The sequence below is a fragment of the Bacillus sp. LSHTCR4 genome, assembly GCF_057197025.1.
Genome location: NZ_JBXUNO010000001.1, coordinates 395809 through 417755 on the forward strand (window position 1 = coordinate 395809; position 21947 = coordinate 417755).

The window sequence follows — 21947 nt, forward strand, 5'->3', positions numbered from 1 at the left end:
GTGAGTGGGAGAGAGAAAAAATGAGCGAATATTTATCAATTCAACACATTCAAAAACAGTTTGATGCATTTACAGCGTTAAAAGATATTTCTTTTACTGTGAAAAAAAATGAGTTTGTATGTTTGTTAGGCCCAAGTGGCTGTGGGAAAACAACATTGCTTCGAATTTTAGCAGGGCTAGAAGAGGCAACAACAGGTAGTATAGCTGTGAATGGAAAAGATATTACAGCATTACCTCCTGGAAAGAGAAATTTCGGAATGGTGTTTCAATCATATGCATTATTTCCGAATTTAACAGCACTTGAAAACATTGAATACGGCTTAAAGACAAAAAAATATGGAAAAGTAGAAGTAAAAGAGAAGGCGCTATCGGCATTAGAACTAGTTGATTTACTGAATGTAAAAGATAAATATCCTGCTCAAATGTCTGGTGGACAACAGCAGCGAGTGGCACTTGCACGTGCACTCGCTCTGTCTCCGGATATTTTGTTACTAGATGAGCCGTTATCTGCTTTAGATGCAAAAGTACGTGAAAAGTTACGTAGAGAAATGCGTGATTTGCAAGAAAAAGTAGGAGTAACAACTATTATGGTCACGCATGATCAAGAAGAGGCATTAACGATGGCTGATAAAATTGTTGTAATGAATCATGCGGAAATTATGCAGATTGGAACACCAGAGGAGATTTATCAAAGACCAGCCAATCCGTTTGTGGCAGATTTTATTGGTTCTATTAATTTCTTTTCGAAAAATAATGAAGAACATGCAATTCGTCCTGAACATGTGACGCTTGTACAAAATGATGGTATTAAAACGGTTGTGGAAAGTATGGAGTTCCGCGGATCTGTATACCGGACAGAAGTGCGAGTTATAGATGAGAAAACACATCTATATAATGAGAAAATCGTTGTAGATATATTGGCATCAGAAGTAGAAAAAACAGCTATTAGGAAAGGAAAGCCGATTCAAATCTCTTTCTCAGAAAATCATATGTTGTCATATGGAAAGAAGGTTGTTGTATAGATGGAGATGTTAGAAAATTTAAAGATAGAAAATATGAAAAAAAAGATTAAGAGACGTATCGGTAAAGAAGAGTGGATACAAAGACTATTAATTATCGGTATGCTTCTGGCCTTTTTAGTTATGCTTGTATTGCCACTATTACAACTGTTTACACAAGCTTTTTATGATAAAGATGGAGCTTTCATTGGTGTTGCGAATTTCAGTAAATATTTCACAACACCAACGCTAGTTCAATCATTACAAAATACGGTATGGATTTCGGGCGCGACAACAATTATTGCGGTGACACTTGCGTTCGCTTACGCCTATGCAATTGCTCGTACGAATGTGTTTGGAAAGCGTGTATTTCAATATGTCGCGTTGTTACCGTTATTCGCACCAACGATGATGCACGGTATCGCACTGACATATTTATTTGGTAATCAAGGATTAGTAACGAAAGGGATGTTTGGCTTGTTTGAAGGGATACAAATCCCTTTATATGGACCAGTAGGAATTGTAATGGCTGAAGTCATGTATACATTTCCACAAGCCTTTCTTATATTGCTAATTGCTTTCCAAGGCTCTGATTATCGTTTATATGAAGCTTCTAATATGTTAGGAGCGAGTAAAACAAAGCAATTTCTCACTGTTACTTTACCTAGTGTAAAGTACGGATTAATTAGTGCGATGTTCGTTGTGTTTACACTTAGTTTTACTGATTTTGGCGCACCCAAAATTGTTGGTGGGCAATATAATGTACTTGCTACTGATGTATACAAACAAGTAATTGGGCAACAAAATATGCCGATGGGTGCAACTGTCGGAATGATTTTATTAATCCCGGCTATATTCGCGTTTGCAGTTGATCGTATTACGCAAAGAAAGCAGGCAAATTTCTTATCTTCAAAAGCGGTGCCATATAGAATAACGGCTAATAAGAAAAGAGATGTAGTCTCATTCATATATTGTAGTGTGATTACACTTATGATTATTCTTTTATTTGTGGCAGTTGGCATTGCGGCAAGTGTGAAAGTATGGCCATATAATATGAGTTTTACATTTGAGCATTTTAATTTTTCGAGTTTAACAGGAGATGGACTTGAAGCATTTAAAAATAGTGTAATTGTCTCAGCAGTTACAGCAGTTATTGGGGCGATTTTAACATTTGTATTCGCATATGCAATTGAGAAAATAGACCAGCTACAATTTTTCCGAAAAACAGGTTACTTTTTCTCTATCGTACCTTTAGCAATCCCAGGTCTAGTACTTGGATTGGGATACGTCTTTTTCTTTAGTCAACCAACGATTCAAATACTTGGACTTTCAGTAACGAATCCGTTTCATTCTTTATACGGAACAATCGCTGTATTAGTACTAGTAAATATCATTCATTTTTATTCTGTAACATTTGTCACGGCAACGACTGCCTTAAAGAAATTAGACCGAGAGTTTGAACTTGTTTCGCAGTCGATGGGCATTCCGTTTTATAAAACATTCTTTAGAGTAACAGTACCAATGTGTTTACCAGCCATTTTAGAAATGGTCATGTACTACTTCGTAAATTCAATGGTAACTGTGTCAGCAGTTGTATTCTTATACGCAGCTGATTTTAAACTAGCTGCCGTATCAATCGTAAATATGGATGATGCAGGAAATGTAGCGCCAGCAGCTGCAATGAGTGTACTTATTGTTGTTACAAATATTGTAGTGAGAGTTGTATATGAATGGGGAACGAAAGCACTTCGTAACCGAACGTCACAATGGCAAAAAAGATAAAGTGAAACTTTAATCAGTGGGGGTGTTTCTCCCCTACTGATTATTAGTTGAACCAATCGGGCGTTTACGGGCAGTTGATCTCCTACTTAACTTTTTTGCTCCAGCCGAATTTTGAGGGGGAAGTCTTACTGCCCGTTAACGCGGGATAAATAAGAAGGGTGATGGATTGAATGAAAGTAGAAGCGGTTATTTTTGATTGGGCAGGTACGACAGTTGATTACGGATGTTTTGCACCACTGGAAGTATTTATGGAGATTTTCCATAAACGCGGTGTGGCAATTACAGCAGAAGAAGCACGTAAGCCAATGGGGTTATTAAAAATTGATCACGTAAGGGCACTTACAGAGATGCCTCGTATCGCGAGTGAGTGGAATCGTGTTTTCGGACAGTTACCAACAGAAACAGACATTCAGGAGATGTATGAAGAATTTGAAGAGATCCTCTTCACTATTTTACCGCGCTATGCGTCGCCAATTCATGGAGTAAAGGAAGTGATTGCTTCTTTACGTGAAAGAGGAATCAAAATTGGCTCAACGACTGGTTATACGAGAGAAATGATGGACATTGTAGCAAAAGAAGCCGAAATACAAGGGTATAAACCCGATTTTCTTGTGACGCCAGATGATGTTCCAGCGGGACGTCCATACCCATGGATGTGCTATAAAAATGCAATGGAACTGGGTGTGTATCCGATGAACCATATGATAAAAGTAGGGGACACAGTATCAGATATGAAAGAAGGTAGAAATGCTGGAATGTGGACAGTTGGTGTAATTCTTGGCAGTAGCGAGCTTGGTTTAACGGAAGAAGAAGTGGAGAATATGGATCCAGCAGAACTTCGTGAAAAAATAGAAGTAGTTCGTAATCGTTTCGTGGAAAATGGGGCACACTTTACGATTGAAACGATGCAGGAACTCGAAAGCGTAATGGAACATATCGAAAAACAAGAACTTATTATTTCATAAAAGGGGAATAGGATCATGACTGAAAATCACTACTTATTATTAACGCCAGGACCATTAACGACAACAAAATCAGTAAAAGAAGTTATGCTATACGATTGGTGTACGTGGGATGTTGAATATAATACGATGGTGCAAGAAGTAAGAGCTAAACTTGTATCGTTAGCGACGAAGGAAGAAGAGAAATATACAACAGTGTTAATGCAAGGAAGCGGTACGTTTTCAGTTGAAGCAGTAATTGGTTCTGTTATTTCGGCAAATGGGAAGCTGCTCGTTTGTACAAATGGTGCGTACGGTAAGCGAATTGTACAAATGGCAGAGATGTTACATATAGATGTGGTGGTCAGTCAAACAGAAGAGTGGGAGCCTACTAATATTGTAGAAGTAGAAAAGATATTACAACAAGATAAAGATATTACACATATTGCAGTTGTTCATTGTGAAACAACAACAGGCATTATGAATCCAATTGTAGACGTATGTAAATTAGGTAAGCAATACGGAAAAGTAACATTAGTTGATGCAATGAGTAGTTTTGGTGGTATTGAAATAGATATCGCTGAGTTGCAAATTGACTTTCTAATTAGTAGTGCGAATAAATGTATTCAAGGGGTTCCAGGGTTCGGATTTGTTATTGCAAAGCGCGATGAATTGTTGAAATGTAAAGGGCAGGCACGTTCATTATCTTTAGATTTATACGATCAATGGGAAACGATGGAAAATCAAAATGGAAAATGGCGTTTTACGTCACCTACACATGTTGTACATGCTTTTTATCAAGCTTTGCTTGAATTAGAAAAAGAAGGCGGAGTAAGCGCACGTTACAATCGATATTACAATAACCAAAAACTATTAGTGAATAGAATGGGGGAAATTGGCTTTAAGCCACTCGTAGATGAAAAATATCAATCTCCTATTATTACATCTTTCATTTACCCGGAAGGGAACTTCGAGTTTCAACAGTTATACAATGAGTTAAAACGCTATGGATTTGTTATTTATCCTGGGAAAATTTCAAAAGTAGATACGTTCCGCATTGGAAATATTGGGGATGTATATGAGGAAGACATAAATCGTTTAGTAGATAGTATTGCTAAAGGGGTTGTTATAGGTTGAAAGTATTTTGCTTAGGTGGAGCAGGTAAAATTTGTCGTGAAGCAATTTTAGATTTAGTGCAATTTTCATCTTTTGAGACGATTACAGTAGCTGATTTTAATGAAGAAGAGGGCCTGAAAGTAGTAGAATGGCTCAACGATCCTCGTGTTGATTTTGTGAAAGTAGATGTAACGAATCACGGGGATACGGTTGCAAAAATGAAAGGCTATGACATTGTAATGGATGGTACGACAATTAAATTAAATGGATTGTCTACTCGATGTATTGCAGAAGCAGGTTGTCACGGTGTGAATTTGAATGGATTTGGTGAAGAAAATGAATTTCATTCTGTATTTGTTCAAAACGGAAAAACGTGTTTACCTGGTTTTGGTATGACGCCAGGTGTAACGCAAATGATGGCAATGCATGCAGCAAATCAGCTAGATACTGTAGAGTCAGTTCGTGTCAGTCATGGCTCGTATCGCCCAATTGCTTTTTCTGCATCCATTACAGAAACAACGACATATGAATATGATCCACATTTACCATCGCGTACAGTATATGAAGATGGTGAGTTTAAACAAGTACCTCCGTTTGCGCGTCCAAGAGAAATTGAATTACCGGCGCCTTATGGTAAGGCAATGCAGTATATCATACCGCATTCTGAAACGATTACGTTAGCAAAAGCATTAGAAAATAAAGGCGTTAAACTGATAGAGACGAGAGGAACTTGGCCAAAGCAAAATATGCAGCTCGTACGTGCTTTATATGATTATGGTATATTGCGTAATGATCGGGTTGACATAAATGGAAAAGAAATCGGCATTATGGATTGTATTTCGAAGTATTTATTGCAATCGAAAGAAGGACAAGAAACAGAAATTTACGGTTATGCACTTCATGTAGAAGTAATAGGTATGAAAAATAATGAGAAACAAAGACGCGTATTATATCATACACACCCGTTATCTGATGGATCTGTTATAGGATGGGAAAAATTAAGAGCTTATACGAGAAACGTCGGTATTCCATTTGGGGTTGCTACAGAGTTAATCGCAAATGGGGATGTAAATAAAGTTGGTGTTGTGACACCTGAGGAAGCTTTTGTCAAACCACAAATTATTTTTGATGAACTAAAAAAGCGTGGTATTCATATTCATGAAGAAGTTTCTACTTACAAAGAAAGTTATAACTTTGTATAAGTAAGGCGGTTTATGGCGTAGAAATTAATGGGGTGAGGTTATGTCTGTAGTAGGTGAAGAAAGAAAGCGAACTATCCTTGAGAAGGTAGAGTTTAAAGGGAAAGTAAAAGTTTCAGAATTAGCGAGAGAGTTTGCTGTATCAACGGAGACGATTCGCCGTTATTTAGAAGAATTGGATCGTGAAAAAAAGTTAAAAAAAGTGTATGGTGGAGCCGTACAACTTCCAGGAGCTGGAATAGAGGCACCAATGTTGGAACGAGAGATGCTGCATATAGAAGAGAAGAAGAGAATTGGATATAAAGCAGCAACATTTGTAGAAGATGGAGATGTGATTGCGATTGATGACGGAAGTACACCACTTCAAATGGTACCATATCTTGTACATCGCAAAAATTTAACGATTGTAACAAGTTCATTTCCAGTAGCGACACAATTAATTTCTTCTATTAATAAAAAGATGTTTCACGGTGAAGTTTTATTTATTGGTGGAAAAGTATCTCCAAAACATTCACGCGTATCAGGATCTATTTCGCAGCAAGTAATCCAGCAATTTCATTTTCATAAAGCATTTGTTTCGATTGATGGATTATTACCTGGTTTTGGAGTTTCTAGTTTTGAATTAGAAAAGGCGAAACTGTCAGAAGCGATGATGAAATTAGCGGAAAAAACATATATTCTATGTGATCATACAAAGGTAGGCGTAAAAGGGAATTATCGAATAGCAGCATTTTCCCGTATTCAGCATGTTATTTGTGATAAAAAAATGCCCTATAGTTTTGAAGAGGAAGTTAAAAAACATAATATTCAATGGACAATTTGCTAAATACATTGAACTCCTACCCGATTTTAAGGTGGGAGTTCTACTGCCAGCAAACAGCGGGATAAAAGATTTGTATTTATGCAAAAAGTGGACACATTTTCTCATCTCTTTCATATAATTTACCAATACAAAAAAAGTTGGTCGAAGGAAAGAAGGGAGAACATGTCAGAACGAATATATAATAAACTTGTATTGTACGCGAATATTTTGCAAAAAATCGGTGTCATCAATGAGAAGGAAAAAAATGAAATTCTTCATACGATAGGTAAAAAAGCTCTTTGAATAAAGGGCTTTTTTATTTTTCACCTTTAAAAATATAAATTTAATGTAATATTCTCGTTGACAATGATAATGATATTCATTATCATTTATTTGTGGATAATTGATAACATTTATCAATTATGAAAATTATATATGATAGGGGATATTATTTTGAAAAAAAATTATATGAAGGCGCTAGTAGTAGCGACAACATTAGCAATTCCATTTGCTGCATACTCTACTCCAGCGTTAGCAGCACTAAAAGCTGAAGCAAATCAGTCGGTGGTAGCAGCTAGTGAACGTACATACGCTACTGAGATTAAAATATATAAGGACCAAAAAGACGAGCCATCTATGGTTTCTCAATATATAAAAGATCCTAAAGTAACGATTGCAGCTGGCAAAAAAATTGTTACTGTAACAATGCAGGATAGCGATTATTTTCAATATCTTAGAATAGAAGATAGAAACCAGCCAGGTGTATTTCATGATGTGAAAGTTTTGTCAGAAGATAAGAGGAAGAATGGAACGAAAGTAGTTCAATTTGAAATTGGCGAGTTTGAGAAGAAGCACAATATGCAAATGCATATACTTATTCCGGCTATTGGATATGATCACAAATATCAAGTTCAATTTGAAATTAAAGATCCAACTGTAGGTAACAAAGAAACAGAGAAACCAGATGATAACTCTAATTCAGGCAATACGGAAACGGATCATCCAGTTGATAATCAAAATATGATAACAGATAACAAATTAAGAGAACTTGTGAATAAAAAAGTATTTAATAGAAAAGATTTAAATACACCAATTACGAAAGAAGAGTTATTACAAGTAAAGGATTTATTTTTAAATACGAATGAGATACTTGATTATAGTGCATTAAAATATATGCCAAATTTAAAATCTTTAACAGTTGCGAATGCGAAGATAAAAGATCCATCATTCTTTACGAGCTTAAAGCAATTGAAACATTTAGCATTGCGTGGTAATGAATTTTCAGATGTAACGCCACTTGTTAAGATGGATCATTTAGAGTCTCTTGATTTGAGTAATAATAAAATTACAAACGTTGCACCACTAATTGAAATGAAAAATGTAAAAAGTTTATATCTATCAGGTAACCAAATAGAAGATGTAACAGCATTAGCGAAAATGGAACAACTAGATTACTTGAATTTAGCAAATAATAAAATTACGAATGTTGCGCCATTAAGCGCGTTGAAAAATGTAACATACTTAACTTTAGCAGGTAATCAAATTGAAGATATTAAACCGTTATATTCATTACCTTTAACAGACTTAGTATTAACACGTAATAAAGTTAAAGATTTATCCGGCATTGAGCAAATGAAGCAATTAGAAGAATTGTGGATCGGGAAAAATGAAATAAAAGATGTTACTCCGCTAAGTAAGATGACACAGTTGAAAGAATTACACTTACCTAACAATGAGTTAAAGGATATTACGCCATTATCAAGTCTAGTAAACTTACAAAAACTTGATTTAGAAGCGAATTATATTTCAGACTTAACACCAGCTAGTAATTTGAAAAAGTTAGTATTCTTAAGTTTTGTTGCAAATGAAATTCGTGATGTTCGGCCAGTGATAGAACTAAGTAAAACAGCCTACATCAATGTTCAAAATCAAAAAGTATTTTTAGAGGAAACAGAAGTAAATAAAGAAGTAAAAGTACCTATATACGAAAAAGATGGTAAAATTTCTACAAAAATTCGTTTGAAGAGCGAAGGTGGTACGTATAGTAATGATGCAGTTAAGTGGAGTACATTAGGCGAGAAAATATACGAATTTGGTGTGAAAGATCCATTTGCGGATACAGGAATCTTCTTCACAGGATCTGTGATTCAAAATGTGGTAGAAAGCCAAGGAGATAACACTTCCAAAGAAGATGAAAAAGTAGAATTTAAAGATGTGCCAAAAGGACATTGGTCAGAAGAAGCAATTAACTATTTAGCGAAAGAAAATATTTTCAAGGGATATGGAAATGGACAATTTGGATTTGGGGATAGTATTACTCGTGGACAAGTTGCATCTTTAGTACAAAGGTACTTGAAATTAGAAAATAAAGTAGAGCAGAAAGAGAGATTTACAGATACGAAAGGGCATATGTTTGAACAAGATATTGCTACAGTTGCGCAAGCTGGAATTATGCAAGGAGATGGTGCTGGGGAATTTCGTCCAGATGGAGTATTAACTCGATACGAAATGTCTGTAGTATTATATAAAGTATTTCAGTTAAAAGAAGATGAAAATAATAAAGTGAACTTTAATGATGTACCAACTGGTCATTGGGCAGAAGGATATGTGAAAGCGTTAGTGGATAATAACATATCAAAAGGTGATGGAAAAGGAAAATTTTTAGGTGATGATTTTGTAACACGTGAACAATATGCACAGTTCTTATATAACGCAATAACGAAATAAAAGATGAGAAAATACGTTATTCTTTGATTGAAAAAGAATAACGTATTTTTTATGTATAAAATGAAATAGTCAATAGACAGGAGTATAGACATATGAAGGCCCATTTTAAAGAAGAGCTGTGAAACTATATTGACAAAAAGACATTCTCATGTGATAATTCAATTAAATTTTTAGAATAATCAAAAAATACTCCTTTTACATAGAAAGGATTCGAACATTATATGAATATTACGCCGGGGGTGACGAAATGTTATTTTTTCTAAAGAAGTGGAATGAATTAAAAGATGTGAAATCTGAACTAGCACTTCGTGATTGGTTTTATGGTACAAAAATTAGTTTATCACTCTGTACGTCAAAAGAGCCGTTAACTTTTTTAGTAAACGTTGAGGGAAGGGATAAAGGGTTATTTTCAGAAGAAGATTTTATTGTTGTAAACTGTATGTGTGAACCAGTATTTGAAAATGAAGAAAAACCAGCTGCGGAATCATTTATGCATGCGGATATTTATAAAAAAAGTAGTGCAGAATGTATTTTACAAGTACAGACTGTAGATAGTCATTTAATATCAGAGTTGTATGGAGAAGAAGGGGAAGTAACATTCGATAAACGTACCGTGGAACGTGTTTTTGGAAAAGAAGGTATAACAGAAATGACAATTCCCATTGTAGAAGATGAGAAAAAATTCGCTGATTTATTAGAGAATAATGTGCCGAATTTTATTGAAGGTGGAGGAGTAGTTCTCGTTCATAATTATGGCATGATTGTGTGGGGAAAAACTCCAGAAGAAGCAAAAAAATGGTTGGAGGGTATAGAATATTTAATGAACTACCATGTAAAATTGTTAATGATAAAAGGTGCAAAGAGCTCTGTTATATGAAATATTTGTGATGTCGTTACAAGTCAATAAGTAAATGAAAGCGTTTTAAAAATAATTTTACTCATAAAATATAGGTCTCCTTATTATATATAGATTACATGTTGACATGTAAGGAGGAACATATTTTGCGAGTTAAATATCATTTTCTGCCAAAACAGCAAGTAACATTTTGCAAAATGAACGATTCAGGTAAGAAGGCTCTGCAAATTATGAATGAAACGGGATTTCGAGCAATCCCTGTATTAGCAGAAGATGAAAAGAAATTCATGGGGATTATTTATAAAGTGGATCTTTTAGAAAAGAAGTGTAATGGTGGATTAGAGGAATTAAGTACGGAACATATGCTGGAAGATTCCACTGCATTTATTTTTGAAAAGGACTCTTTTTTCAGAGCATTTTATGTTATTCGTCGTCTTCCGTTTTTAGCTGTACTAAATGATTATAATGAATTTGTTGGCATCTTAACGCATTCCAATATATTTGATGTTATTGAAGACTCATTTGGTATGCGGACGGGTGGTTATATATTAACGATTGCAACACAAGATTGTAAGGGAACGATTAAAGAACTTGGGACATTGTTGAAATCATTTCATATCGGTGGACTATTTACGCTAGATAACGGCGATCAATATATTCGCCGTGTTATTGTAAATATAACAGATGAGTTAAATGAAAAAAGATTAAAGCAATTAATCGAAAAAATAGAGAAAAAAGGATTCAGGGTGAGTCATGTAGATTATATTTAAGATGAAAAGGAAAGGGAGCAATTTGCTATATGCAGATTGCTCCTTTTTTAGTTTGAGTCATGAATCTTATTTTGAAACAGGAGGCGGAGATAATGCTAAATCGGATAAAAAAATAAAATCTGCATGTTCACGAATTTTAGGAATAGAAGTCTCTATAACACGTGATGTAATTTCACCTGGAGGCCCAACATGTCCGATAGCTACCATAATCGGTTTTTCTTGAAGTTTATTAATGAGTAATTGGGCTTGTTTTGAAATATGTGCCGCTGTGTACACGTCATCAAAAAATAATTGATTTTCAATAATTGGCACTCCTAATTCTTTCCCGATTTTTGGGACGACACTCTTAGGATTTGTTTTGCTATCTAAATAAAATAAACCGTGTTTTTTACAAGCTGCAAGTATAAGTCGTACAATTCTTTCGTCCGCAGTCACTTTTGAGCCCATATGATTATTCATCCCAATTGCATGTGGTACTTCTTGAATCGCTTGTTCGAGTCGGTTGTTTATTTCTTCGTCGCTTAAATCAGTTGTAATTGCTTTTGGTCCAAGCCATTCTTTTTTACCTTTAATCGGTTCCATTGGCATATGTATAATAACTTCGTGTCCTTTCTTATGAGCCGCTATCGCATCTTCCTTTGTGGAAGGAAGAAAAGGCATAACAGCAACAGTTAGTGGAATAGGAAGTGATAACATTTTATCAGTCCCCTTCATATTATTGCCGAAGTCATCAATGACAATAGCTACTTTGTTTGTATGGGCCTTGGCTTGAACAGGAAACAAGCAGGATGGTAAGAACATAGTCAAAATAAGCAATGCAATCGTATATTTGCGCATATAAATATTTCCTTTCTATATTATCAATCATCATTATGGTTTGCTTTTTTATATAAATTAAACAAAAAATGTCGAAGAAAAGTATATGGAAAATAGAGAATCCGCTATTTAGTTGATGTTTGTAAAAAAAGAAGATGAAAAAATTGTCTATTATTGCGAATGTATTTACAAAGATAGAATAATTTGTAATAATTCTCAAAGTGAGGGTAAAGATTTGTAAATTACAGGGAGAAAATGTTAAATTTTCTGATTCTTCAAATTCAAATACGATTAAGCAGTTAAAAGTCCGATGGAGAAGTGAAGTAGAGAGCATGGAAGTATAATAAGGGGGATATGAATGTTTACTGTAAAAAGGAAGTACACACTAGAAAAGCTTTCACGTGATATTCATATGAAACGTGAAGAGATGATTCAATTAGGTTTAACGAGTGGGTTAAATAGTACGGAGACGATTCAAGTTAGTCAAGAATTGGACAAGCTTATTTTACAGTACCAGCGTTATAAAGAAAAACAAACACCAAAATGGTTATCAATTATAAAGGTACCTATTTTTCAAATTGGGTATGAACGGAAATCAAGTAATTTTTGGCGAATGCTTGTGGCTGGTTTTATGAAATAAGTATAATTACCCTTTAGGGATAAGGATAATTATACTATGTGTAATGGAATTTCGATATGAACTGTCGTTCCTTCGTTTTCTATACTGTCAATAAAAATATGCCCATTGTACATCTCTACAATTCGTTTACAGATGACAAGTCCAAGACCTGTTCCAGTATCTTTATTAGTAAAGAACGGATGAAAGAGGTGTTTTTGAATATGTTTTGGAATTCCTTTTCCAGTATCTATAATTTGCAATTGTGCGTGTGTTGCATTGTTTGTTACGGAAATAGTTAGTGTATCACTAGAAGCCATAGCTTCAAATGCATTTTTTGTAATGTTTAAAACCACTTGTTTCATATGGTCTTTTGAGCAACGGATATGAACAGGATGGTCTGGCAAATGTAAATGGAATACAATGTTATGTAGATTCGCCTCAGATTGAATAATTAATGCTACCTCATTTAGAATAGTTCTCACATCATATGTTTGTTCAATGATTGCAGTTGGCTTTCCAAGAATAAGAAATTCGCTTACAATTTCATTAATTCGTTCTATTTCTTGTTCGATGATGGAAAAATAGAACTGATCTTGTTCATCTTTATATTTCTCTTTTAATAGAGCAACGAGCCCTTTAATTCCGGTAAGTGGATTACGGATTTCGTGGGCTGTACTAGCTGCAAAAGTTCCAACTAATTCAATTTTTTGTAGTTCATTTTGTTGTCTTTCCAGTTTTGTTTGTCGTTTTAACAACATATATTGAGCGAGTAGAAATAAAATTGACATTAAAAATAAAGTAGCTATACATTCTACGGCAACCCACTGGTTTAAAGTTTTTTGATGAATAGGTAACGGAGAAACAGAGACCTTCCAATCTAATCTTTGGAGTGGAGTAGTAAGCATATTAGAATGCGCATCACTTGTTTCGTTATTATCATCGTTTAGAAAAACTACACCATACTTATCAGTTACTTCAAAATGGTATTGTGGCTTAATGGCATTTAAAGATGATGAAATGTAGTCAAAGCGTAAACTTGCTAACAATAAGCCTGAGAGTTCCTTCTGTTTATTGAAAATGGGAGAAGCAATCATAATAGCTTGATGACCAAGAACACGATCTGTAATGGCGGATGATACAGTTGTTTTCTTAGTTTGTAATGCGTTTTGAATATATTTACGATCTGAGACATCAACAGGTGGTCGGTCGCCTTCCGATACGATTGTAATGATACCTTCTGGTGTAGCATAATATAGACCAGAAAAACGTGCATCGTTTCCATCTGTATCATGTACAATTTCTTTCATTCCATTAATATTTCCAGTCTCGGTTCCTACGACCTTTGAGAGCATTTCTAATGCAGAAATTGCTTCGCCAAGGTGGTGATCTAAATAGTCTCTGTATAAAAAGAGAACCGTATGGGCAACTCGTTTGTTTTCTTGTTTCATTTTATATGAATGATATGAATAAAATGTAGCACCAATCCCTATAGTTGGTAGGATAACAAGCAATATATATAAAACTATGCTGTGGAATTTGACTTTCAAATTTGGTACTCCTTCTTTTTTATTATCATTATATATAAACTATGTTAAAATTGTCATGTTTTTATTCAAGAATCATTCATAATATATTTGGGGAGAGATAATGAATGAGTGAATGCTCATTCGGAATTTATATGAAGTACTAGTTTGTTCTTTTTATTACTGAGAATTTAAGTGAAGGGTTGAAAGTTGTATGACATCAAATAATGAACGAGAAGATATTTCTCAATCTTTAAAAGTATTTATTGCATTATCTCGTGTACATCGTTCTGTTATGGATACTACAAATAAATCTATACAAAGTAACGGTTTAAATCCAACTGAGTTTGCTGTATTAGAACTGCTATATCATAAAGGCGGTCAACCACTTCAGCAAATTGGTGAGCGTATTTTAATAGCTAGTGGCAGCATTACATATGTTGTAGATAAGCTAGAGAAAAAGGGACTGGTAAAGAGAATTCCGTGCCCGAATGACAGACGTGTTATTTATGCACAATTAACTGAGTCTGGAGAGACTTTTATTGCTTCTATTTTTCCAGGGCATGAGCAAGTTATACATCAGTCTTTTGAAATGTTAACGAAAGAGGAAAAGGATGAATTACTTGATTTATTAAAAAAAATTGGTAAGTATGAAAAATAATAGTATGTTCCAAAGGAGCTTTGGATAAAAAAATCCAAGGCTTTTTTATTTACATATAATTATGACGGCATATGCCGCATTTTGTTGAAGAATAAGAGGAGATTTGTAAGTAAGCATTGAATTATAGTAAGGATGCATATAATGGAGAGGAGGCTCGTTCATGTCATTTAAAGACTATGAATATAAAAGGCCAAATATTGAAGAATTAAAAGAGAAGTTTACAGTTGCTTTAGAGAAGTTTGATAACGCAAAAACTGTAGAAGAACAAAAACAAGTCATTCATTCAATTAACGAAATTCGTAACGATTTTGGTACAATGGGGAATCTTTGTTACATTCGTCATTCTGTTGATACGACAGATGTTTTTTATAAGGAAGAGCAAGATTTCTTTGATGAATTCTCTCCAGTTGTACAAGGGTATGGTACAAAGTATTATAATGCGTTAATTCATTCTCCATTCCGTGAAGAATTAGAAGCGTATTATGGAAAGCAATTATTTGCTCTTGCGGAGTGTGATTTAAAAACATATTCTGATGAAGTCGTGAAGGATTTACAATTAGAGAATAAATTATCTTCACAATATACACAATTGTTAGCATCTGCAAAAATTGATTTTGCAGGAGAAGAAAGAACGTTATCACAGCTTATTCCATTTATGCAAGGGAAAGAAAGAAGTGAACGTAAAGCAGCAAGTGAGGCGTATTACGGATTTTTAGCTGAAAATGAAGAAGAGTTAGATCGTATTTATGACGAGCTTGTTAAAGTAAGAACAAAAATCGCCAAATCTTTAGGTTTCAAAAACTTTGTTGAACTTGGATATGCAAGAATGTACCGTACAGATTATAATGCGGAAATGGTGGCGAATTATCGTCAGCAAGTGCTAGATTATATCGTTCCCGTCACAACGGAATTAAGAAAACGCCAACAAGCACGTATCGGTGTAGAGAAGTTAGCGTATTACGACGAAAACTTTGAATTTCCTACAGGTAACCCAACTCCAAAAGGAGATGCGGATTGGATTGTTAATCATGGGAAAACGATGTATAAAGAGTTATCGGCTGAAACAGATGAATTTTTCAATTTCATGTTAGATAATGATTTATTAGATTTAGTTGCGAAAAAAGGAAAAGCTGGCGGTGGATATTGTACATATATTGAGAATTATAAAGCGCCATTTATTTTCTCAAACTTTAACGGAACATCTGGTGATATTGACGTATTAACACATGAGGCAGGCCATGCTTTCCAAGTGTATGAAAGTCGTAAATTTGAAATTCCAGAGTATAATTGGCCAACATATGAAGCGTGTGAAATTCATTCTATGAGTATGGAATTCTTCACATGGCCATGGATGAAGTTATTCTTTGAAGAAGATGCAGATAAATATTACTTCTCTCACTTAAGTTCAGCACTTCTGTTTTTACCGTATGGTGTATCTGTTGATGAATATCAACATTATGTATATGAGAATCCTGAAGCATCACCAGAAGAGCGTAAGACAGCATGGCGTAATATAGAGAAAAAGTATTTGCCACATCGTGATTATGAAGATAATGATTATTTAGAGCGCGGTGGATTCTGGCAACGTCAAGGGCATATTTATAGCTCGCCGTTCTACTATATTGACTACACGTTAGCACAAATTTGCGCACTGCAATTTTGGAAACGTGCAAGAGATAATAGACAAGAGGCATGGGAAGATTATGTGAATCTGTGCCAACAAGGCGGAAGTAAATCATTCTTGGAATTAGTAGAAGTTGCAAATTTAACATCACCATTTGCTGAAGGCTGTGTGAAAAGTGTTATTACAGAAATTGAAGCATGGCTACAAGCAATTGACGACACAAAATTGTAAAAAACATGCGCTTTTTTTCACATGTTTAACATCGACATAACGAGAAAATGATGAGATAATAAAAGAAAATTCAGAATACTAAAGAGGTGTTTCTAATAAGGAGCACCTCTTTTCACCAACAAAAGGGGGGAAAGAAGTATGCTTCAATCTAATATGGATGTGAGTTTAGAAAGTTTGGTGAACTCATTACAGTCTACCCGAAGCACGCTATTATCAGAAATTGAAATGTTAAATGATACAGAAGTGAATGTAAAGCCACGTCGTGATAAATGGAGTATTATTCAAATTTTGCATCACTTGCATTTAGTTGAACAATCTGTCACGTCTGCCCTTGCATATGCCTTACAAAAAAATGAAAGAAACACGACTCCATTTAAAGACCTCCAACTTACGCTGGATCGCACACATAAACGAGAAGCTCCTCAGCAAATGAAACCAACAGAAACGCTAATGAAAAAACAGCAAGGAATCCAATTACTAGAACATTCACGACAAGAACTATTACACGCGCTTCATAGTGTTATAGATGAAAAAGACCTATTTGAAAATGGATTAAAGCATCCTGTTTTTAATGATTTGAATTTGTATCAGTGGGTTCAATTTCTTGATTTGCACGAACAAAGACATCTTACGCAGTTAAAAGAGGCGAAACACGCAATTTTACAGCGATAATCAGAAGGAAGTGGGAGACCACTTCTTTTTCATACGTGTATAGTTTTCTTTCTTATTTTGGAATACTACATGGAGAAAGATAAGAAGGAGTTGAAAAGTATGTCCAAGAAAAAGAAAGAAGAAGAGCGCGCATGGAAAGCGCGTAAAGAAAATCAAAAACCACATGGCAAAGTGAAAGCTTTTGCTGAATTAGTTGAAGGAACAGAAAAAACGTGATGAGTATTTCATCACGTTTTTTGTATGAGTGGAAAAGTTAATAAGAAGGTTGTACCAGTACCTTTTTCGCTTATAATATCAATTTTTCCATTCATAGCTTGAACAACGCTGAATACGACCATCATTCCAAGACCAGTACCTTTTTCTTTTGTTGAGTAGAAAGGGGATCCAAGGCGTTTTACTTGTTCTTGATCCATACCAACTCCTGTATCTTTTATATATAACTGAATATGCTTATGATCAGGAACTAATGTGAAATAAAGATCACCGCCTTTTGGCATGGCCTCAATGCAGTTTTTTAAAATATTTAATAAGCATTGATTTAGTTTTTGCTTTTCTCCTGCGATAAAAAAAGAAGTGCTTTGCTTTATATAATGTGTACGCACATTTGTTAAATTAGCAAGCGGTGTAATTAACGATAATGCATGCAATAGTTCTTCTTCTAACTGTAATTTTTGTTCTTTTTCAATACTTGGTTTTGCAAAGGTTAAATAATCTGTAAGAACGTGATTTGCTTGTTCGATTCCGTTGATGGCAATGTCGATATATAATTTTCGCTCCTGCTCAGTGCATGTATTTGATTGTAAAAGTTGCAAAAACCCTTTCGTTGAAGTTAATGGATTGCGAATTTCATGAGAGATAGACGCTGCCATTTCACCAATTAAATGAAATTTTTCAGCATTCATAAGTTCGTTTTGAAGACGAACTTGAGTTTGCAATATGTGTAGTAAATATAAAATAAGGATCGTACCAAGTATCGTACATAACTCATACACAATAATATGTGGTATATAATCAGCCTTATTTGTAACCTTTGAAAGGAAGAAAGGTATCCAACTAAATCCATATGTGAGACTGTAGATAATAGCAAGTGTTATTTTTATACGATTAGAAGTTCGATTGAAAACTTTGTATGTAAATAGTAGGACAATAAATAGAAGGATAGAACCGATAAGCGATGGAAAAACACCTATTCCGCCTAATAAGAAGCGGTATATATTTAATACAACTAATATAGATCCACCAGCAATAGGACCTCCTGTTAATGTACCGACAATTAATACGATATGGCGCATATCAAATTGAAATCCATAATTTGTTTTTGCTCCGAAAGTAATACATAGTATGGTAGCGAGGCAACATAATGTAATAAATATAGTTGAATTTAATCTAGGAGAACGTTTCCCTTTTTGATTCCAAAATAAATGGTATACGAGCATTGTAACAAGGATGAATAATATATTTAAAAAGAGATAAATAATAAAGGGTTTCAGTGGGGTGCCTCCTCTCTTCTCACATTAGATTAATCATACTATAAAATGCAAGAAATGAAATTAGAAATAGCGGAAAAATCAGAAATTTTTTCTGGTAGTATACAATATGTTACAATAAGCTTTGTCAATGAAAGAAGGAATTCCGTGCAATGCACGGGAGAGGTTCGCGAACTCCCTCTATAAAAAACTATGGAAACAACAATATCTTTAGGTATTGTTTTGTTTTTTTATTGTGACAGTTCAAGAACGTTCTTTCTTCTTATTCGTAGTAGAGAAGGAGAATGAGTGAAATGAAAAAAGAAAAGGCAGTTGTTGTTTTTAGTGGAGGACAAGATAGTACGACATGTTTATTTTGGGCAATAGAGCAGTTTGCAGAAGTAGAGGCTGTAACGTTTAATTACAATCAACGTCATAAACTAGAAATTGATTGTGCAGCGGAAATTGCAAAAGAGCTAGGAATTAAACATACGGTACTAGATATGAGTCTATTAAATCAACTTGCTCCAAATGCGTTAACGAGAACGGATATGGAGATTACACATGAAGAAGGTGAATTACCATCGACGTTTGTAGATGGACGAAATTTACTATTCTTATCATTTGCTGCTGTATTAGCAAAACAAGTTGGAGCACGTCATATTGTAACGGGTGTATGTGAAACTGATTTTAGTGGTTATCCAGATTGCCGTGACGTGTTTGTGAAATCGTTAAACGTTACTTTAAATTTATCCATGGATTATCCGTTTGTGATTCATACACCACTTATGTGGATTGATAAAGCGGAAACATGGAAATTATCAGATGAACTTGGAGCATTCGAGTTTGTTCGAGAAAAAACATTAACATGTTATAACGGAATCATTGGTGATGGTTGCGGTGAATGTCCAGCATGTCAACTTCGTAAAGCAGGATTAGATACGTACCTACAAGAACGCGAAGGAGCGAGTAACTAATGGATAATTTCTTTGGATTTCGCATCGTAGAAAATTTGCAAAAAATGGACAAGGATATTCAGCGTAAGCAGCTCAAATATCATAATAAAAGAGTAATGGTCAGCAAGGAATTTACATTTGATGCAGCACACCATTTACACTGTTATGAAGGGAAATGTAAAAACTTACATGGTCACACATATAAAGTTGTATTTGGGATTAGTGGATATGTAAATGAAATAGGCCTTGCAATTGACTTTGGAGATATAAAAGAAATTTGGAAGAATGAAATAGAAATTTATTTAGATCATCGTTATTTAAACGAAACGTTACCAGCGATGAATACAACTGCTGAAAATATGGTCGTTTGGATTTATGAAAAGATGGCAGAAGCGTTAACAAAAGATAATCGCGCGAACGAATATAAAGGAGCTCGTGTTGAATTTGTTCGTCTGTTTGAGACGCCAACTAGTTATGCGGAAGTAAGACGGGAGTGGATGCTCGATGAGTAAAATCCCAGTCTTGGAAATATTTGGTCCGACTATTCAAGGTGAAGGAATGGTTGTAGGACAAAAGACGATGTTTATCCGTACAGCTGGCTGTGATTATAGCTGTGCTTGGTGTGATTCTGCTTTTACGTGGGATGGATCAGCTAAAGATCAAATTAGACAGATGACAGCAGAAGATGTTTGGAATGAGCTTGTAGAAATTGGTGGTGAAAATTTTTCTCATGTTACGATTTCAGGTGGAAATCCGGCATTGCTGAAAAATATTGAGTTTCTTCTTTCTATATTAAAAAAGAATGGAATGCGAACAGCAATCGAAACGCAAGGGAGTAAATGGCAAGATTGGTTACTTCAAATTGATGAGATAACGATTTCTCCAAAACCACCAAGTTCGACAATGAAAACTGATTTTCAGAAGTTAGATGCTATGATTCAGAAACTAGCAGGAAAAGATATTAGTTTAAAGGTAGTAGTATTTGACGATTATGACTTCGAGTATGCAGTTAAGATGCACGAACGTTATCCACATGTACCATTTTTCTTACAAGTAGGGAATGATGATACAAAAACTGTGGATGATGCGATGTTGATTAAAAAGTTATTAGATAAATATGAGTGGCTGATTGAAAAAGCAGTTAACCGTAAAGAAATGAATAATGCAAAAGTATTACCGCAGCTCCATGCGTTAGTATGGGGAAATAAACGCGGAGTATAATGAGAAGGGATGTTTAAAATGGCAGGAAGATTAGATGAAGATTTAAAAGATGTAACATTATTAGGAAATCAAAATACAAAATATTTATTTGAATACAGTCCAGAAATTTTAGAGGTATTTGATAACAATCATCCAAACCGTGATTATTTTGTTAAATTCAATTGTCCTGAATTTACAAGTTTATGTCCAAAAACAGGCCAACCGGATTTTGCAACAATTTATATTAGCTACATTCCAGAACAAAGAATGGTAGAGAGTAAATCTCTAAAGCTATATTTATTTAGTTTCCGCAATCACGGTGATTTCCACGAAGATTGCATGAACGTTATTATGAATGATTTAATTAAATTAATGGATCCACGTTACATTGAGGTATGGGGTAAATTCACACCACGTGGAGGGATTTCAATTGATCCTTACTGCAACTACGGTCGCCCAGGAACGAAATATGAACAAATGGCAGACTACCGCATGATGAACCATGATCTATATCCAGAAACAATTGATAATCGTTAATATATAATAGAAAGAAAGGATCTGTATGTTATACAGATCCTTTCTTTCTATTATATTATGCATTTTGATTAATGACAGTATAGTTTTTATGACTAACAACTGTAAGAGGTTCCATATCTAGTTCTCTAAAATTCTCCATAATTGTTATATCCACAATAACAGAGTTTTGATTTACTTTTTGAACACGGCCTTGCATTCCACCTTTAAATTCAATGATATCTCCAGTTTCTGCGATCTGCATAAGCAACTCTCCTTGTTACAGTTTTTCCAAAAAAGAATAATTTGGGATTTTTTATTTCCCTTTATTTTGAACTATGTTTCCTGTTTTGTAAATGTTTTCAAAGTAAAAATTCGAAAAATATTCACTTTTTGTAAGAAAATATGAAAGAATCCCATGTTTTTTGAAAAAAAGAAAGGTTTAAATGCGAGCATCTTTATATAGGGGTATAAT

Annotated in this window: 22 protein-coding genes and 1 riboswitch; of the genes, 18 read left to right on the forward strand and 4 right to left on the reverse strand. The window is 34.5% G+C overall.

Annotated features, from left to right (window positions below; genetic code table 11):
- Positions 1 to 20: 20 nt before the first annotated feature.
- The 9 genes from AC2CGR_RS01990 to cbpA all read left to right on the forward strand — a co-directional run bounded on the left by AC2CGR_RS01990 (position 21) and on the right by cbpA (position 11191).
- Entirely contained in the window at positions 21 to 1022 is a 1002-nt protein-coding gene (locus tag AC2CGR_RS01990) for a putative 2-aminoethylphosphonate ABC transporter ATP-binding protein (protein ID WP_087965312.1), read from the forward strand.
- Positions 1023 to 2780, forward strand: coding sequence for a putative 2-aminoethylphosphonate ABC transporter permease subunit (locus tag AC2CGR_RS01995; RefSeq protein ID WP_131101706.1), 1758 nt, complete (start codon positions 1023 to 1025; stop codon positions 2778 to 2780).
- Positions 2781 to 2950: 170 nt separating this feature from the next.
- Complete coding sequence (gene phnX, locus AC2CGR_RS02000; RefSeq protein ID WP_087965310.1) at positions 2951 to 3745, forward strand: phosphonoacetaldehyde hydrolase; 795 nt, start codon at positions 2951 to 2953, stop codon at positions 3743 to 3745.
- 15 nt (positions 3746 to 3760) lie between these two features.
- Entirely contained in the window at positions 3761 to 4858 is a 1098-nt protein-coding gene (phnW, locus tag AC2CGR_RS02005) for a 2-aminoethylphosphonate--pyruvate transaminase (RefSeq protein WP_484480470.1), read from the forward strand.
- The gene (locus tag AC2CGR_RS02010) at positions 4855 to 6039 is read left to right on the forward strand and encodes a saccharopine dehydrogenase family protein (protein WP_087965306.1); all 1185 of its coding nucleotides are present in this window, start codon (positions 4855 to 4857) and stop codon (positions 6037 to 6039) included. Before phnW ends, AC2CGR_RS02010 begins: the two co-directional genes overlap by 4 nt.
- Before the next feature lie 40 nt (positions 6040 to 6079).
- The gene (locus AC2CGR_RS02015) at positions 6080 to 6862 is read left to right on the forward strand and encodes a DeoR/GlpR family DNA-binding transcription regulator (RefSeq protein WP_000117661.1); all 783 of its coding nucleotides are present in this window, start codon (positions 6080 to 6082) and stop codon (positions 6860 to 6862) included.
- 411 nt (positions 6863 to 7273) lie between these two features.
- On the forward strand, positions 7274 to 9565 hold the full coding sequence (locus tag AC2CGR_RS02020; protein ID WP_131101707.1) for an NEAT domain-containing leucine-rich repeat protein: 2292 nt from the start codon (positions 7274 to 7276) through the stop codon (positions 9563 to 9565).
- A gap of 247 nt (positions 9566 to 9812) precedes the next feature.
- Positions 9813 to 10442 (forward strand): class II aldolase/adducin family protein, encoded by a 630-nt coding sequence (locus AC2CGR_RS02025; RefSeq protein WP_000895991.1) that lies wholly within the window; start codon positions 9813 to 9815, stop codon positions 10440 to 10442.
- Between the two features lie 125 nt (positions 10443 to 10567).
- On the forward strand, positions 10568 to 11191 hold the full coding sequence (cbpA, locus tag AC2CGR_RS02030; protein ID WP_001264220.1) for a cyclic di-AMP binding protein CbpA: 624 nt from the start codon (positions 10568 to 10570) through the stop codon (positions 11189 to 11191).
- A gap of 66 nt (positions 11192 to 11257) precedes the next feature.
- On the opposite strand, the gene AC2CGR_RS02035 is transcribed toward cbpA, so the two are convergent.
- Positions 11258 to 12028 (reverse strand): divergent polysaccharide deacetylase family protein, encoded by a 771-nt coding sequence (locus tag AC2CGR_RS02035; protein ID WP_484480471.1) that lies wholly within the window; start codon positions 12026 to 12028, stop codon positions 11258 to 11260.
- A 337-nt stretch (positions 12029 to 12365) separates the two neighbouring features.
- On the opposite strand from AC2CGR_RS02035, the gene AC2CGR_RS02040 reads away from it, so the two are divergent.
- A complete protein-coding gene (locus tag AC2CGR_RS02040) occupies positions 12366 to 12647 on the forward strand; it encodes an aspartyl-phosphate phosphatase Spo0E family protein (RefSeq protein ID WP_000495541.1) in 282 nt (93 codons plus the stop codon).
- Between the two features lie 29 nt (positions 12648 to 12676).
- Here AC2CGR_RS02040 and AC2CGR_RS02045 read toward each other — a convergent pair whose 3' ends face one another.
- Positions 12677 to 14173, reverse strand: coding sequence for a DUF3149 domain-containing protein (locus tag AC2CGR_RS02045; protein WP_087965301.1), 1497 nt, complete (start codon positions 14171 to 14173; stop codon positions 12677 to 12679).
- A 190-nt stretch (positions 14174 to 14363) separates the two neighbouring features.
- Between AC2CGR_RS02045 and AC2CGR_RS02050 the strand changes: the two genes are divergently transcribed.
- The 4 genes from AC2CGR_RS02050 to AC2CGR_RS02065 all read left to right on the forward strand — a co-directional run bounded on the left by AC2CGR_RS02050 (position 14364) and on the right by AC2CGR_RS02065 (position 17553).
- Positions 14364 to 14810, forward strand: a complete 447-nt coding sequence (locus tag AC2CGR_RS02050) for a MarR family winged helix-turn-helix transcriptional regulator (protein ID WP_000203348.1) — start codon at positions 14364 to 14366, stop codon at positions 14808 to 14810.
- A gap of 160 nt (positions 14811 to 14970) precedes the next feature.
- Positions 14971 to 16665, forward strand: a complete 1695-nt coding sequence (locus AC2CGR_RS02055; protein WP_087965299.1) for a M3 family oligoendopeptidase — start codon at positions 14971 to 14973, stop codon at positions 16663 to 16665.
- A 138-nt stretch (positions 16666 to 16803) separates the two neighbouring features.
- Positions 16804 to 17337, forward strand: coding sequence for a DinB family protein (locus AC2CGR_RS02060; RefSeq protein ID WP_000941964.1), 534 nt, complete (start codon positions 16804 to 16806; stop codon positions 17335 to 17337).
- A gap of 99 nt (positions 17338 to 17436) precedes the next feature.
- Positions 17437 to 17553, forward strand: coding sequence for a DUF6254 family protein (locus tag AC2CGR_RS02065; protein ID WP_000038254.1), 117 nt, complete (start codon positions 17437 to 17439; stop codon positions 17551 to 17553).
- A gap of 11 nt (positions 17554 to 17564) precedes the next feature.
- Here AC2CGR_RS02065 and kinB read toward each other — a convergent pair whose 3' ends face one another.
- Positions 17565 to 18773 carry a sporulation sensor histidine kinase KinB gene (gene kinB, locus AC2CGR_RS02070; protein ID WP_087965297.1) on the reverse strand — a complete coding sequence of 403 codons (1209 nt, stop codon included), beginning with the start codon at positions 18771 to 18773 and terminating at the stop codon, positions 17565 to 17567.
- Positions 18774 to 18980: 207 nt separating this feature from the next.
- Positions 18981 to 19024: riboswitch (PreQ1 riboswitch) on the forward strand.
- A 93-nt stretch (positions 19025 to 19117) separates the two neighbouring features.
- Here kinB and queC point away from each other — a divergent pair.
- Genes queC through queF form a run of 4 tightly spaced genes read left to right on the forward strand, consistent with a single transcriptional unit; the run spans position 19118 to position 21496 of the window.
- A complete protein-coding gene (queC, locus tag AC2CGR_RS02075; protein ID WP_000711596.1) occupies positions 19118 to 19780 on the forward strand; it encodes a 7-cyano-7-deazaguanine synthase QueC in 663 nt (220 codons plus the stop codon).
- Positions 19780 to 20271 (forward strand): 6-carboxytetrahydropterin synthase QueD, encoded by a 492-nt coding sequence (gene queD / locus AC2CGR_RS02080; RefSeq protein ID WP_000368412.1) that lies wholly within the window; start codon positions 19780 to 19782, stop codon positions 20269 to 20271. Before queC ends, queD begins: the two co-directional genes overlap by 1 nt.
- Complete coding sequence (gene queE / locus AC2CGR_RS02085) at positions 20264 to 20980, forward strand: 7-carboxy-7-deazaguanine synthase QueE (protein WP_087965291.1); 717 nt, start codon at positions 20264 to 20266, stop codon at positions 20978 to 20980. Before queD ends, queE begins: the two co-directional genes overlap by 8 nt.
- Before the next feature lie 18 nt (positions 20981 to 20998).
- Positions 20999 to 21496, forward strand: coding sequence for a preQ(1) synthase (gene queF, locus AC2CGR_RS02090; protein ID WP_000918895.1), 498 nt, complete (start codon positions 20999 to 21001; stop codon positions 21494 to 21496).
- Positions 21497 to 21551: 55 nt separating this feature from the next.
- Here the strand turns inward: queF and AC2CGR_RS02095 are convergent, their stop codons facing one another.
- A complete protein-coding gene (locus tag AC2CGR_RS02095) occupies positions 21552 to 21737 on the reverse strand; it encodes a YkvS family protein (protein ID WP_001165081.1) in 186 nt (61 codons plus the stop codon).
- Between the last annotated feature and the right edge of the window lie 210 nt (positions 21738 to 21947).

Bases quoted from the DNA above. Each gene is read 5' to 3' on its own strand.
- AC2CGR_RS01990 (WP_087965312.1), top strand. From the start codon at position 21: ATGAGCGAATATTTATCAATTCAACACATTCAAAAACAGTTTGATGCA.
- AC2CGR_RS01995 (WP_131101706.1), top strand. From the start codon at position 1,023: ATGGAGATGTTAGAAAATTTAAAGATAGAAAATATGAAAAAAAAGATT.
- phnX (WP_087965310.1), top strand. From the start codon at position 2,951: ATGAAAGTAGAAGCGGTTATTTTTGATTGGGCAGGTACGACAGTTGAT.
- phnW (WP_484480470.1), top strand. From the start codon at position 3,761: ATGACTGAAAATCACTACTTATTATTAACGCCAGGACCATTAACGACA.
- AC2CGR_RS02015 (WP_000117661.1), top strand. From the start codon at position 6,080: ATGTCTGTAGTAGGTGAAGAAAGAAAGCGAACTATCCTTGAGAAGGTA.
- AC2CGR_RS02020 (WP_131101707.1), top strand. From the start codon at position 7,274: ATGATAGGGGATATTATTTTGAAAAAAAATTATATGAAGGCGCTAGTA.
- AC2CGR_RS02025 (WP_000895991.1), top strand. From the start codon at position 9,813: ATGTTATTTTTTCTAAAGAAGTGGAATGAATTAAAAGATGTGAAATCT.
- AC2CGR_RS02035 (WP_484480471.1), bottom strand. From the start codon at position 12,028: ATGCGCAAATATACGATTGCATTGCTTATTTTGACTATGTTCTTACCA.
- AC2CGR_RS02040 (WP_000495541.1), top strand. From the start codon at position 12,366: ATGTTTACTGTAAAAAGGAAGTACACACTAGAAAAGCTTTCACGTGAT.
- AC2CGR_RS02050 (WP_000203348.1), top strand. From the start codon at position 14,364: ATGACATCAAATAATGAACGAGAAGATATTTCTCAATCTTTAAAAGTA.
- AC2CGR_RS02055 (WP_087965299.1), top strand. From the start codon at position 14,971: ATGTCATTTAAAGACTATGAATATAAAAGGCCAAATATTGAAGAATTA.
- AC2CGR_RS02060 (WP_000941964.1), top strand. From the start codon at position 16,804: ATGCTTCAATCTAATATGGATGTGAGTTTAGAAAGTTTGGTGAACTCA.
- AC2CGR_RS02065 (WP_000038254.1), top strand. From the start codon at position 17,437: ATGTCCAAGAAAAAGAAAGAAGAAGAGCGCGCATGGAAAGCGCGTAAA.
- kinB (WP_087965297.1), bottom strand. From the start codon at position 18,773: ATGCTCGTATACCATTTATTTTGGAATCAAAAAGGGAAACGTTCTCCT.
- queC (WP_000711596.1), top strand. From the start codon at position 19,118: ATGAAAAAAGAAAAGGCAGTTGTTGTTTTTAGTGGAGGACAAGATAGT.
- queD (WP_000368412.1), top strand. From the start codon at position 19,780: ATGGATAATTTCTTTGGATTTCGCATCGTAGAAAATTTGCAAAAAATG.
- queE (WP_087965291.1), top strand. From the start codon at position 20,264: ATGAGTAAAATCCCAGTCTTGGAAATATTTGGTCCGACTATTCAAGGT.
- queF (WP_000918895.1), top strand. From the start codon at position 20,999: ATGGCAGGAAGATTAGATGAAGATTTAAAAGATGTAACATTATTAGGA.
- AC2CGR_RS02095 (WP_001165081.1), bottom strand. From the start codon at position 21,737: ATGCAGATCGCAGAAACTGGAGATATCATTGAATTTAAAGGTGGAATG.